This is a genomic window from Sphaerisporangium sp. NPDC005288, assembly GCF_040607475.1.
Classification (GTDB): domain Bacteria; phylum Actinomycetota; class Actinomycetes; order Streptosporangiales; family Streptosporangiaceae; genus Sphaerisporangium; species Sphaerisporangium rhizosphaerae.
The window spans coordinates 1-12,796 of record NZ_JBEXGT010000092.1 but is presented as its reverse complement, the minus strand read 5'-3'; the positions used below and the strand labels follow the sequence as shown (position 1 = coordinate 12,796).

At 72.1% G+C, this 12,796-nt stretch carries 9 protein-coding genes; 2 read left to right on the top strand and 7 right to left on the bottom strand.

Features of this window, described 5'->3' with window-relative positions; all coding sequences use genetic code 11:
* Positions 1-194: 194 nt before the first annotated feature.
* The 3 genes from ABZU32_RS40445 to ABZU32_RS40435 form a co-directional block, all read right to left on the bottom strand.
* Positions 195-722, bottom strand: coding sequence for a WYL domain-containing protein (locus tag ABZU32_RS40445; protein ID WP_354850611.1), 528 nt, complete (start codon positions 720-722; stop codon positions 195-197).
* A 273-nt stretch (positions 723-995) separates the two neighbouring features.
* Positions 996-2,837 (bottom strand): dihydroxy-acid dehydratase, encoded by a 1,842-nt coding sequence (gene ilvD, locus ABZU32_RS40440; RefSeq protein ID WP_354850614.1) that lies wholly within the window; start codon positions 2,835-2,837, stop codon positions 996-998.
* Between the two features lie 194 nt (positions 2,838-3,031).
* The gene (locus tag ABZU32_RS40435; protein WP_354850617.1) at positions 3,032-3,796 is read right to left on the bottom strand and encodes a nuclease-related domain-containing protein; all 765 of its coding nucleotides are present in this window, start codon (positions 3,794-3,796) and stop codon (positions 3,032-3,034) included.
* A gap of 205 nt (positions 3,797-4,001) precedes the next feature.
* Between ABZU32_RS40435 and ABZU32_RS40430 the strand changes: the two genes are divergently transcribed.
* Positions 4,002-5,420, top strand: a complete 1,419-nt coding sequence (locus ABZU32_RS40430) for an amidase (RefSeq protein ID WP_354931970.1) — start codon at positions 4,002-4,004, stop codon at positions 5,418-5,420.
* A 10-nt stretch (positions 5,421-5,430) separates the two neighbouring features.
* On the opposite strand, the gene ABZU32_RS40425 is transcribed toward ABZU32_RS40430, so the two are convergent.
* From ABZU32_RS40425 to pepN, 4 genes are all read right to left on the bottom strand, one after another.
* Entirely contained in the window at positions 5,431-6,450 is a 1,020-nt protein-coding gene (locus ABZU32_RS40425) for a hypothetical protein (protein ID WP_354931967.1), read from the bottom strand.
* 12 nt (positions 6,451-6,462) lie between these two features.
* Entirely contained in the window at positions 6,463-8,319 is a 1,857-nt protein-coding gene (locus tag ABZU32_RS40420; protein ID WP_354931965.1) for a hypothetical protein, read from the bottom strand.
* A gap of 12 nt (positions 8,320-8,331) precedes the next feature.
* Positions 8,332-8,883, bottom strand: coding sequence for a LemA family protein (locus ABZU32_RS40415; RefSeq protein ID WP_354931962.1), 552 nt, complete (start codon positions 8,881-8,883; stop codon positions 8,332-8,334).
* A gap of 270 nt (positions 8,884-9,153) precedes the next feature.
* Positions 9,154-11,721: an aminopeptidase N gene (gene pepN / locus ABZU32_RS40410; RefSeq protein WP_354931959.1), complete on the bottom strand. Its 2,568-nt coding sequence runs from the start codon at positions 11,719-11,721 to the stop codon at positions 9,154-9,156.
* A gap of 219 nt (positions 11,722-11,940) precedes the next feature.
* Between pepN and ABZU32_RS40405 the strand changes: the two genes are divergently transcribed.
* Positions 11,941-12,588, top strand: coding sequence for a disulfide bond formation protein DsbA (locus tag ABZU32_RS40405; RefSeq protein ID WP_354931956.1), 648 nt, complete (start codon positions 11,941-11,943; stop codon positions 12,586-12,588).
* Positions 12,589-12,796: the final 208 nt, after the last annotated feature.

Sequence of the window (12,796 nt, the reverse complement as noted above, 5' to 3'; positions counted from 1 at the left end):
GCTCGCGTGGGCGGGGGGCCCCGCGAGTTTCACTACTCGCTTTGGGGGTGGGGCGGTGGCCCGGCTGGGCCACAGCGCGCCTGGTGACCGGTTCGGCCAGTGCGCTGTCTGCGAACGTCCACCGGGCCCGGCGCCGTAGGCGGCGCCGGCAAGCCGGCGCCGCTGGGCAGTCGGCGAATGTCGGCAGTTGAACGCTAGGCCGGGCGGCGGCCTCTCAGGGGGGTGAGGGTGCCGCCGGGGCGTCGTTCGGGAGCTGTGCGGCGCTGGAACGGCAGGTAGCGCTCGGCGCGGTGCGGCCGGGACGGCACCAGCGTCGGCTCCACCGCGACGATGCGGTCGAAGCGGAAGGCGCGGATGCCGCCCTTCGAGCGGCACCACCCCACCAGATACCAATGGTCGCGGTGGACCAGGCAGGTGACCGGCTCGACGTCACGGGAGGTCACCCGCCCGGCCGCGTCGCGGTAGTGGAGCCGCACCACCTGCCGGCCGGTGACCGCCCCCGCGATGGTGCGGGCGCGCCGGGCGACATCGGGGGGCAGCGGCGTGGTCAGCGTTTCGAGGGTCGTCGCGATGACGTCGTCGTCGAGGTCGAGCTTGTCGAACACGCGGCGCAGCCCGTGTCGGGCGGTCTGCGCCTGCGGACCCTCGCCGAGATGGGCGAGGGACAAGGCGAGAGCGGCGATTTCGGCGGTCGTCAGGAGCGGCGTGGTGACGTTGGCCATAGGTCCACACTACGTCGCGACACCGACATTTTTCGAACACCAGATCTTGTCACGGGCATCCAGAGGGTGACTGTTGTTCACCCTCCGGTGACGGCGGCCTTTCCTCCACGCCATCGACTCCGTGGGTCAACCCCGCCCTGCCCGCCGACGCGGGCGGCGCGGCGTCATCGACCCGCGCCACCACCCCCCGCGCCCCGGCGGGGGCCGTTCAAGACGGCGCCAGGCGAGCTCGCGGTCCGGCGCCGGGTGGTCTCGGCGCCGGACCGGGGGAGCTCAGTGCTGGGAGAGCTGGGACAGGTCGCGGGAGGCGCCGGTGGAGGCGGAGGTGGTCAGCGCGGCGTACGCCTGCAGCGCGGCGCTCACCGCCCGCTCACGGTCGCGCGGGCGGTAACGGCCGAGGTCGGCCAGCAGGCGCTCGCGCCGCGCGGCCAGCTCGGCTTCGGAGACCTTCAGCTCGATGCCGCGGCCCGGGATGTCGATCTCGATGAGGTCGCCGTCCTCCACCAGGGCGATGATGCCGCCCTCGGCCGCCTCGGGCGAGGCGTGCCCGATGGACAGGCCGGAGGTTCCCCCGGAGAAGCGGCCGTCGGTGATCAGCGCGCACGCCTTGCCGAGGCCCTTGCCCTTCAGGAAGCTCGTCGGGTAGAGCATCTCCTGCATGCCGGGGCCGCCCTTGGGACCCTCGTAGCGGATGACCACCACGTCGCCGGCCTTGACCTTGTTGCCGAGGATGCCCTCGGAGGCGTCCTCCTGCGACTCGAACACCACGGCCGGCCCGCTGAACCGCCAGATCGACTCGTCGACGCCGGCCGTCTTGACGATGGCGCCCTCGGGAGCGAGGTTGCCGTACAGCACCGCCAGGCCGCCGTCACGGGTGTAGGCGTGCTCGAAGTCGCGGATGCAGCCCTCGGCGCGGTCGAGGTCGAGGGACTCCCACCGTGCCTCCTGGGAGTAGGCCTTGACGGTGCGCACGTTGCCGGGCGCGGCGTGCCAGAGCTCCACGGCCTCCTGCGACACCGTCGGGGACTTCGGGTCCCACGCGGAGAGGTAGTCGGTGAGGGTGGAGGCGTGGATGCTGTGGGTGTCGCGGTGGAGCAGCCCCGCGCGGTCGAGCTCGCCGAGGATCCCCGGGATGCCGCCGGCGCGGTGGACGTCCTCGACGTGGTACTTGGCGGTGGCGGGCGCGACCTTGCACAGGCAGGGCACCCGCAGCGACAGCTCGTTGATCTCCTTCAGCCCGAAGTCGACGCCGGCCTCGCGGGCCGCCGCGAGCAGGTGGAGGATCGTGTTGGTGGAGCCGCCCATGGCGACGTCCAGCGCCATGGCGTTCTCGAAGGCGTCGCGGGTGGCGATGTTGCGCGGCAGCACCGACGCGTCGTCGCCCTCGTAGTAGCGCTTGGTGATCTCGACGACCTGGCGGCCGGCCTGCTCGAACAGCGCCTTGCGGGCCTTGTGCGTGGCCAGGGTGGTGCCGTTGCCCGGCAGGGCCAGGCCGATCGCCTCGGTGAGGCAGTTCATCGAGTTGGCGGTGAACATGCCGCTGCACGAGCCGCAGGTGGGGCAGGCGTTCTCCTCCATCTCCAGCAGCTCGGCGTCCGAGACGCTCTCGTCGGCCGCGGCGATCATCGGGTCGATGAGGTCGAGCTTGCGGCCCGGCGTCTTGCCGGCCTCCATCGGCCCGCCGGAGACGAAGACCGTCGGGATGTTCAGCCGGAAGGCCGCCAGCAGCATGCCCGGGGTGATCTTGTCGCAGTTGGAGACGCAGACCAGCGCGTCGGCGCAGTGGGCGTTGACCATGTACTCGACCGCGTCGGCGATGAGCTCGCGCGAGGGCAGGGAGTACAGCATGCCCCCGTGGCCCATCGCGATGCCGTCGTCCACGGCGATGGTGTTGAACTCGCGCGGGATCGCCCCGGCCTCGCGGATGCCGCCGGCCACGACCTCGGCCACCTCGCGCAGGTGGACATGGCCGGGGACGAACTGCGTGAAGCTGTTGGCCACGGCGATGATCGGCTTGCCGAAGTCCCCGCCGGCTACACCCGTGGCCCTGAGCAGGGCGCGCGCGCCCGCCATGTTCCTGCCATGAGTGACCGTGCGAGATCTGAGGGCCGGCATGACCGTTCTCCCATCCGACGACTGCTGAGTCTTCAAATGGTACGGCCATCGCCCGCCTGACGAGACCCGCCGTCCACAGCATGGACACCCGCGCGGCGGAGGAGGACATGACAAGGTCCTTCGGGATCCCCGGGGGCAGTGGTGGAACAGGGACGGGAATCCCGAAGGACCTTCTCGACGGGTCGGCTTCTCGGTTATTCGGGATAACGCGCCGGCAGCACCTGTTCGGCGACGGCGTAGATGTCCTCGACCTCTTCGCCGGTCAGCGAGCGCTCGCGGTTGGTGATCCACTTGCGGACGCGGGAGCCGTCGAAGACGTCCACCTCGCGGATGTTCAGGATCTTCCACGGGATCGCGGGCCCGTAGATGGCCAGGGACGGCACCACGGTGATCTCGCGGCCGAGGGCCTTGGTGATCAGCTCGCCGGCTTGGGAGGCCTCCCAGCGCGCCTCGTCGAGCCGGGGCTTCTGGTTGAACGGCCCGTGGAACAGCTTGCGGTGCGACTGCACCCGGACCGGGAGCCGCTTGTCCCACTTCTCGGAGTCGACGGCGTACACGCCGGTCGGGCCGACGACCAGGTGGTCGATCTGCGCGTCGCTGTTCGGGATGGCCCGGGCGTGCAGCGTGAGGTAGCCGTTGCGTTCGAGCTTCCTCAGCTGGGCCTCGGTGCGCCGCTCGGCGGCCGACGCGCGGCGCCAGGGCGGGACCGAGGAGACCGTGCGGGCGCGGTACACCGTGTCGGCGATGGCGGCGATGATCGCCGCGACCAGGCCGAGCCGCCAGCTCCACAGCGGGATGCCGACCAGCAGCCCGGCGCCGGCGGCGATCAGCGCGCGCACGCGCAGATGCCGGTATCTGGGCTGCTGGAGCAGACCGAGCAGCGACGCGCGACCGACCGGGGCGTAGGTCTCCTCCGGGGCGGCGGGCCGTGACCTCGGCTGCGCAGGGCGGTCACTCACCCAGATGGGTGACCCATTGTGACCGTCATCGGGTTCTAGACCGGAATCCACGTAACTCACGGTAGTTGACGCCCAAGGGTGTGCCTAGTGTTGGCTAGTTCACATTTTTGTGGCCCCGCGTTCCCGCATTGTAGGGCGGAAGGACGGGTATCTCTTTCTTTTCTCTCTAGATAAGTCGTGGTCACAGGCCCTACTGTGCCGTAGCGTGGCGCACATACATGATCTAACAGCCCTGGAGCAGGCGGCGGCCGTCCGAGCCCGGGAGCTGTCCCCCGTCGAGATCACCAAGCACTACATCGAGCGCGTCGAACGGCTCGACCCCCGCGTCGGCGCCTTCGTCACCCCGACCCCCGAGCGCGCGCTGGAGGAGGCCCGCCGGGCCGAGGCCCAGGTCATGGAGAGCGCCGACCTGCCGCCGCTGCTCGGCGTCCCCATCCCGGTCAAAGACCTGAACCTCGTCAAGGACGTGCCCATCCGCTTCGGCTCGGCCACCTATGAGGGCTTCGTCGCGCCCGTGGACGACAGCGTGGTCGAGCGGCTCCGCGCCGCCGGCACGATCATGCTCGGCAAGACCGCCACCCCGGAGTTCGGGCTGCCCTGCTACACCGAGACCGATGTCTCGCCCCCCTCCCGCACCCCGTGGGACCTGACGCGCTCGGCCGGCGGTTCCAGCGGGGGAGCGGCGGCGGCGGTCGCGGCCGGGCTCGCCCCGGCGGCGCAGGGCAGCGACGGGGCCGGTTCCATCCGCATCCCCGCGTCGGTGTGCGGCCTGTACGGCATCAAGCCCACGCGCGGGCGCATCTCGTTCGCGCCGGTCGTCCCCGACCTGGCCGGCCTGTCCACCAACGGGCCGATCGCCCGCACCGTGGCCGACGCCGCCGCGCTGCTGGAGGCGATGGCGCACAACCAGCCGGGCGACCTGTACCACGCGCCGCCCTCGCCCGTCGGCTTCCTCGAAGCGGCCCGTCGCGAGCCCGGGCGCCTGCGCATCGGCAGGAACGCCACCCCTGTCGTGCCGGGCGCCGAGGTGCACCCCGACGTCATGGCCGCCTACGAGGAGGCGTCGCGGCTGCTGGAGTCGCTCGGCCACGAGGTCGTCGACATGCCGCCGGCCTTCGACGGCTCCATCTTGGCCGAGTTCGAGCGGCTGTGGTTCTGCTTCGCCTGCATGCACCCCGTCGACCCGTCCTTGGAGCCCAGGCTGCGGCCACTGACGCGGTGGCTGCGCGAACGGGGCTTCGCCACCCCCGCGCCGGCCTTCCTGCAGGCCCAGGCGACGTTGCAGACCGCGACGCGCTTCGCGTTCCTGGTCATGAACGACTACGACGCGATCCTCAGCCCGACGGTCACCCAGCCGCCCGTGCCGATCGGCTGGTTCGAGGACGTCGAGGACCCCGAGGAGACCTTCCACCGCATGGAGCGGTTCGCGCCGTTCGCCGCGCCGTACAACATCAGCGGCCAGCCCGCGGTCAACCTCCCCCTGCACTGGACCGGCGCGGGGCTGCCCATCGGGGTGATGCTGGCCGGCCGGTTCGGCGACGAGGCCACCCTCATCTCGCTGTCGGCGCAGGTGGAGGCCGCGGTGGGCGGCTTCTGGGGAGACCGCCGCCCCGAGATCTGGTGAGGACGCGGGCTCACACGCCGGCGCCGCGCAACGCCGGCGCGCCGATGAGCGTGACCAGGTGGGCGGCCACGTCGGACAGGAGGGCCGAGGTGGCGATGGGCGCCGCCGCGACGGCCGAGAACAGGCTGGGCAGCCCGGGCAGCGGGAAGCCGTCCTCGCGGCTCGCCTCGTGGCCGATGTCGTTCTTGTCCAGATAGGACCGACTGCGCTCCCAGGCGTCCAACACCTCCTCCGGGGACGGCACGCCGAACCCGTGGCCGACGGGCGCCGCGTGGCGCAGCCGGACCAGCGGGGTGTCGGCGAAGGTGAGCGCCACCTTGCAGCGCAGGCCCAGCCCCTCGCGAGCCGGCTCGGGAATCCAGTCCATCGCCGTGCAGGGCTTACGGCACTTGGCGACGCAGGCCGCCATGGCGCCCGAGAGCTGGCTGTGCTGCCGGTCGAAGTACGCCCGCCAGCCCTCGCCCGGCTCGTGGGCGACGCGCAGCGTGCGCTCGGCCGCGGACTTCTCGGGCTTGGTGTGGTCGCAGTCGCGGTCGCCGATCACGCCGAACCGGCTGCCCTCCGCCCGCAGGCCCTGCGGCCAGCGCGCGGGGTCGCCGGCGTGGCCGAGCACCGGCTCGAAGGCCAGCAGCGGCAGGTACTCGCTGGCGATGTGCAGCGCCGACATCACCGAACTGAGCTCGCGCCGCTGCCAGCGCACCTGGATGACCTCCAGCAGCAGCCCGTACGCGGGCCGCAGCGAGGACAGCGCGCCGCGCGGCTGCTCGCGCGGGGTCTGCGGCATGTGGCACTCGCGCGCGCGGCGCCGCAGCGCGGCCGGAACGGCCTTGGCGTCGACCTCGGCGGCGAAGTCCTCCGCGTCCAGGGTGAGCAGGCGCTGGCCGAACTCGCACAACGCGGGGATGGCGCCGGGCTCCGGCATCACCAGCGGAGCGAGGGCTCCGAGGTCGCCGAAGGCGTACCGCCGGGCCAGCGCGGTGAGCAGGTCGAGCGGAGCGAGGGGGTAGGGGGGCACAAATGGCTCGTCCACCCGGACACCCTCTCACGCCACCGGCGATCTTCCGTCCATGCGGGCGGCGGCCGCGCGGGCCAGCTCGACCAGCGCGTCGGGCGGCGGCGGGCCGGCGGGGGAGTGGACGTGGATGGCGAAGGTGCCCACGGCGGTGCGGGCGGCGACCACGCCGGGGTAGAGCATGGCCCCGCCGCCGATGCCGGGCGCCTGGTGTCCTTCGACCCGGGTCAGCAGGTGCCCGAGCACCATCAGGTAGCCGCCGCGCGCGCCCGCCGCCGCGTGCACGTCCACGGTCACCGGCGTGCCGCCGGTCGCCCGGTAGCGGCAGGACCGCACGGCGAGCCAGGCCGGCGTGGGCAGCGCGTCCGGGTACGGCCCGGCCTCGCCCACCGCGACGCCGAGGACGCGCCGCAGGTCGTCTGGCGTCACCAGACCCGCCGGCGCGAACGGGTCCGCGGGGTGGTCGGGGCCGTGGGCCTCGTCCCTGGCGCGGAGGGGGACCTCGCCGAGGTTCTCCGGGGCTTGCAGGACGTGCTCGCCGGTGTCGTCGTAGGACGCCGCGCCGCGGTGCCGCGACCGCTCGACGATCTCGATCTCGCGGATCCAGCCCAGCCTCCGCCCGACCCGGGCCCTGACCCTGTCGCCCTCGGCCAGCGGGCGCCACAGCTCCTCCTCGGCGCCGAGGGCCTTGACCTGACGCCGCCGGCCGTCGTCCAGCGCCACCCAGTAGGCGTACTTGGGATGCTCGTCCCCGCCCACCCGGAAGGCCCGCAGCCGGACGATCTGGCCCTCGACCTCGGTCCTGGTGGTCAGGTCGGCGATGGCGAAGGCGATCGGGACGCCCGCCGCCACCGCCGCGCCGAGGTAGGCGACCGGCATCACCAGCGCGTCCGGCCAGTCGGTCAGGGCCTTGGCGACGACGCCCAGCAGCCAGAGCCAGAACCCCGCGGCGAGCCCGGCGACCACCCCGCCGAACACCACCGGCCAGGGCGGGCGCCCCCACAGGATGCGGCGGGGGTAGCGCACGTCCACCACGTGCCACATGCCCCCGAAGTCCGACCAGGCCCGTTTGTCGTCGGCGGGGACGCTGATCGGCAGGCTGGTGACCGCGCGCCTGGCCAGCCCCAGGGCGGCGGCGTACGCCAGATGCCGCCCCCAGATCGTCACCGAGGCGGCGGGCCGGTCGGCGAAGCCGCCGCCGGACAGGTGGGCGCGCACGCCCAGCCAATGGCCGGCGACCCGGGCGCCCTGGGCCGTGCCGCGCTCGCCGTTGAACCTGTCCATCAGCGCGCTCAGCACGGCCAGCGCGATGAACCCCGCGCCGATGCCGCCTCCCTCATGGCCGTCGTCCGCGGTGGCGGCCACCGCGACGCCCACGGCGACGGCGGGCACGGCCGCCGCGGCGGTGAGCAGGACGGCCTGCGCGCGGCTCCACCGCGGACGCGACAGGCCCTTCTCGCGGGCCTCGGCGATGACCTTCTTGCGGAAGCTCTTCCACCAGCGGCCGAGGTTCCTCGCGCCCTCGGCCAGCGCTCCGGTGGCCACCACGCCGTCGGTGGCGAGCGAGGCCACGTGGTCCAGCACCAGCTTCTCGTACGGCGCGAGCGGTGCTCGGGGCGTGCCGAGCCGCACCAGCGACAGCTCGGGGCCGATCTCCTCGATCTGCACCGCGCCCTTGGCGGCCAGGTCGAGCAGCGTGGCGGAGGCGGCCTCGTCGCACAGGCGCCAGTCGCCGGTGATCAGGTCCACCAGGGCGGGGGACTCCTCGCCCAGCTCGCTGGTGGGCGGCTCCGGGGTGATGCCCGGATTGCGGGTGGCGAACGCCATCGCGGCGAGCAGGGCCAGCCACAGCGCGACGGCGGCGGCCGCGGCCCAAACGAAGATCATCGGATCGGGGCGTCAGAAACGGACCTGGACCGGGCCGCGCTCTTCGCCCGGCGCCTGGAAGTACTCGCGCGCCTGGAAGCCGGTCATGCCGGCCACGACGTTCGCCGGCACCGTCTGGATGCCGTTGTTGTAGGTCAGGACGGCGTCGTTGTAGTACTGCCGCGAGTAGGCGATGCGGTTCTCGCTGGTGGCCAGCTCGTCCTGGAGGGCGGCGAAGTTGTGGTCCGCTTTCAGGTCGGGGTAGGCCTCCGAGACCGCGAACAGGCTCTTCAGCGCGCCGGACAGCAGGTTCTCGGCAGAGGCCTGGTCGCGCGGGCCCTGGGCCGCGAGGGCCTGCCCGCGGGCCGCCACCACGGCCGACAGGGTGCCGCGCTCGTGCGCGGCGTACCCCTTGACGGTCTCCACCAGGTTCGGGATCAGGTCGTGGCGGCGCTTGAGCTGGACGTCGATCTGGGCCCAGGCGTTGTCCACCGCGCCGCGCCTGCGCACCAGCCCGTTGTAGGTGGAGACCACCAGGAAGAGCGACGCGAGGGCGAGGACGCCGACGACGGCGAGAGCGATCATGGGGGCCTCCCGGCTTACGGTGACAGCGCGCACAGTAGACCGGCCGTGGCCCGCTGTGAACGGCCGCTGCCGTTTTCGCTGGCTCTCATGTCACCGCGGAACGCTTGCAAGAGGCTTACAGCCCGCTGGGAGGGCCGGCCGCGGAATGCGCGGCCGACCGGCCCGCCTGGCGTTCAACCGGACTTGGACACCAGGCGGGCCGGGCTCAAAGGAGGGTGCACCTCGGAGCGAGGGGGCCCGCCGGCGGGCGGGCCCCGGAGGAGGGGTGGATCAGACGGCCGAGGAGTCCTTGGCGCGGGCGCGCAGGGCCCGGCCGATGGAGTCGGCGCCCTCCATCAGCAGGCGGCGCAGCGCCGGCACCGGCTGCTCGGCGGAGATGTAGTCCTGCGTCCTCGCCACCGTCCCGGGGTCGATGAGCAGCGCCGGGTAGCACCCCATCGCGAACCGCTGGGCGCTGTCGGAGGGCCAGCTCTTGTAGATGCGGCCGACCTCCTGGAAGAACCGCTCGCCGTAGGGCTGGAGCAGCTCGACGTGGTCGGGGTCCATGAAGCCGACGATGGTCGAGCGCAGCGCCGCGCCGCTCAGCGCGCCACCGGTGATCTTGGACCAGGCCTCGGCCTTGCCCTCGGGGGTCGGGATGGCCGCCTGGCACATGGCCGCCGACTGCTCGCCCCGGGCCGACGGGTCGCGCCGCAGTTCCTCGGCGATGTCGCCGGCGGACAGCACGCCCCCCGACACCAGCGCGTGCGTCAGCGTCCAGCGCAGGTCGGCGTCCACGGTCAGGCCCTCGGGGACCGACGTGCCCTCGATGATGCCCTTGACGAAGGCGAGGTCCTCGGTGGTGGTGGCCCCGGCGGTGAAGGCGTTGACATAGGCGAGCTGGTGGTCGGAGCCGGGCTCGGCCGAGGCGATCAGCCGGCGCAGCGCCGCCGACAGCTCTGCCAGGCCGGTGGCCCGCCACGCCGGGTCGGCGTACTGCTGGGCGGCCAGGCGCGCCTGGCGCAGCACCGTCTGCAGGACCGTGATGTCGGCGATCGCGTGGACGTTGGAGGTGACCAGCCGGACGTAGTCGCGCGTGGCCATCTCGGCGTCGCGGGTCATGTCCCAGGCGGCCGACCAGCTCAGCGCGCGCGGCAGCGACTCGGCGAAGCCGGCGATGCCGCCGTCGACGAGCGTGCGCATGGAGCGCTCGTCCAGGCGGATCTTGGCGTAGGTCAGGTCGTCGTCGTTGACGAGGATCAGGTCGGGCTGAGCCTCGCCGGCCAGCTCGGGCACGGCCGTGCGGGCGCCCACGACGTCGAGCTCCACCCGCTTGACCCGCGTGAGCGAGCCGTTCACCCGGGAGTACAGGCCGATGGCGACGCGGTGCGAGCGCAGGGTCGGGTAGTCGGCCGGGGCCTCCTGGAGCACCTCGAAGTGCAGGAAGCGGCCCTCGGGGTCCACGGTGAAGGACGGGCGCAGCGTGTTGACCCAGGCGGTCTCCAGCCACTCCTTGGACCAGGAGGACAGGTCGCGGCCGGAGGTGCGCTCGAGCGCCGACAGCAGGTCTTTCAGCTCGGTGTTGCCCCAGGCGTGCTCGTCGAAGTAGTCGCGCACGCCGGCGAGGAAGTTGTCGAGCCCGACGTAGGCCACCAGCTGCTTGAGCACCGAGGCGCCCTTGGCGTAGGTGATGCCGTCGAAGTTGACCTCCACGGCCTGCATGTCGGGAATGTCGGCGGCGATCGGGTGGGTGGAGGGCAGTTGGTCCTGGCGGTAGGCCCAGGACTTCTCCACGTTGGCGAAGGTCGTCCAGGCGCCCTGGCCCCAGCGGGTGGCCTCGGCCTGGCACAGCACCGACATGTAGGTGGCGAAGGACTCGTTCAGCCACAGGTCGTCCCACCAGCGCATGGTGACCAGGTCGCCGAACCACATGTGCGCCATCTCGTGCAGGATCGTCTCGGCGCGGCGCTCCACCATGGCGTCGGTGACGCGGGAGCGGAAGATGTAGTCCTCCAGGAAGGTGACCGCGCCGGCGTTCTCCATGGCCCCGGCGTTGAACTCGGGGACGAACACCTGGTCGTACTTGCCGAACGGGTAGCGCAGGCCGAACACGCGGTGGAAGAAGTCGAAGCCCTGCTTGGTGACCTCGAAGATGTTGCCGGCGTCCAGGTGCTCGGCCAGGGAGGCCCGGCAGAAGACGCCGAGCGGGATGCCGTCGTGCTCGTCGCGGACCACGGCGTAGGGGCCGGCGACCAGGGCGGTGATGTAGGTCGACAGCACCGGGGTGGGCGGGAAGTGCCAGCGCTTGGCGCGCTGGAGCGTGCCGTGGCGGCCCTGGTGCTCCTCGAGCTCCTCGACGGAGTCGGGGGCGGCGTTGGAGATGACCTCCCAGTCGGAGGGCGCCAGCACCCCGAGCTCGAAGGCGGCCTTCAGGTCGGGCTGGTCGAAACAGGCGTACATGCGGTGGGCGTCGGCCGTCTCGAACTGCGAGTGCAGGTAGACCTTCTGGTCGAGCGGGTCGACGAAGCGGGTGAGGCCCTCGCCGGTGCGCATGTAGCTGCAGTCGGCGTCGACGAGCAGCTCGTTGTCGGCGGCCAGGCCGGGCAGCGGCAGGCGGCCGGTCTCGGCGTCGTAGGTCGTCACGTCGAGCTCGGCGCCGTTCAGGACGGCTTTGCGGATCTTCGCCTCGGCCAGCTCGATGAAGGTCGTCGCGCCCGGTTCGGCGCAGGAGAATCGGACCGTGGTGACGCTCTCGAAGCGCTCTTCGCCCTCGGTGAGGTCGAGTTCGACCGAGTAGGACCGCACCTTGAGCAGACGAGCCCGCACCCGGGCTTCGTCACGGGTCAGATTGCCTGCCACATCCGCTCCTCATCGCCGATCTCCTCTGCCCCTTCGCGAGAGGAATGCATGAATCCTGCCACGTCGGGCGCCATGATGCCGCACCGGTGCAGGGACATCAGGGGTCGCGGGTGAAATGATTTCCCACCGAGATACCAGGAATTGGGAATAGCGCACGCGTGGCCGGGGCTGGCAGATGTATCGGGACATCCGCCACGAGCAGGAGCAGGGAAGCTGGCCATGACTGAACGAACCCCGGTGGACTTCTGGTTCGACCCCCTTTGCCCATGGGCCTGGATGAGCTCGCGCTGGGTGCTGGAGGTGGAGAAGGTACGGCCCGTCGAGCCGCGATGGCACATCATGAGCCTGTTCGTGCTCAACGAGGACAAGGACATCCCCGAGCAGTACCGCGAGTTTCTCCGTGACGCCATGGCCCCGGTCCGGGTCGTGCAGGCCGCCGCCGAGAAGTACGGCGAGCACGTCATCGGCGACCTCTACACCCAGATCGGCGTCCGCATCCACAACGAGCGCCGCCTCAGGCCCGCCGAGGGCGAGGAGGACTTCGACGCCGTCGCCGCCCTGCGCGCGCTGCTCGCCGACGCGTTGGAGGCGGCGGGCCTGGACCGCGAGCTCGTCGCCGCCGCCGACTCCACCGACTTCGACGACGCCGTGCGCCGGTCGCACGCGCACGGCATCGACCTGGTCGGGCAGGAGGTCGGCACGCCCGTCATCTCCGTCGAAGGCGTCGCCTTCTTCGGCCCGGTGATCTCCCCGGCACCCAAGGGGGAGGCGGCCGCCAGGCTGTGGGACGGCGTGCGGCTCGTCGCCGGCACCGACGGGTTCTTCGAACTGAAGCGCTCGCGCACCCGGGAGCCGATCTTCGACTGACCGGACGGGCCGCAGCCCGTCCGTGACCGGATGCGTGCGGAGGGTTGCGCCCTGCCTGAAAGCCATGGTCGACTCGATCCGTTCTCCTTCCCTGACCGTTATGTGAGATGACAGGCGGCAGATGGTGGCGACGAGTCGGACGACCGGGAGGCGATCCGCACGCTCAGCGCGCAGATCCGCCCGACCATCGAAGGGACCGTCGTCCCGG

What these genes read in the sequence shown, in the direction of transcription:
- ABZU32_RS40445 (WP_354850611.1), bottom strand. Translation starts at nt 722, where the DNA reads ATGGCCAACGTCACCACGCCGCTCCTGACGACCGCCGAAATCGCCGCT.
- ilvD (WP_354850614.1), bottom strand. Translation starts at nt 2,837, where the DNA reads ATGCCGGCCCTCAGATCTCGCACGGTCACTCATGGCAGGAACATGGCG.
- ABZU32_RS40420 (WP_354931965.1), bottom strand. Translation starts at nt 8,319, where the DNA reads ATGATCTTCGTTTGGGCCGCGGCCGCCGCCGTCGCGCTGTGGCTGGCC.
- ABZU32_RS40415 (WP_354931962.1), bottom strand. Translation starts at nt 8,883, where the DNA reads ATGATCGCTCTCGCCGTCGTCGGCGTCCTCGCCCTCGCGTCGCTCTTC.
- ABZU32_RS40405 (WP_354931956.1), top strand. Translation starts at nt 11,941, where the DNA reads ATGACTGAACGAACCCCGGTGGACTTCTGGTTCGACCCCCTTTGCCCA.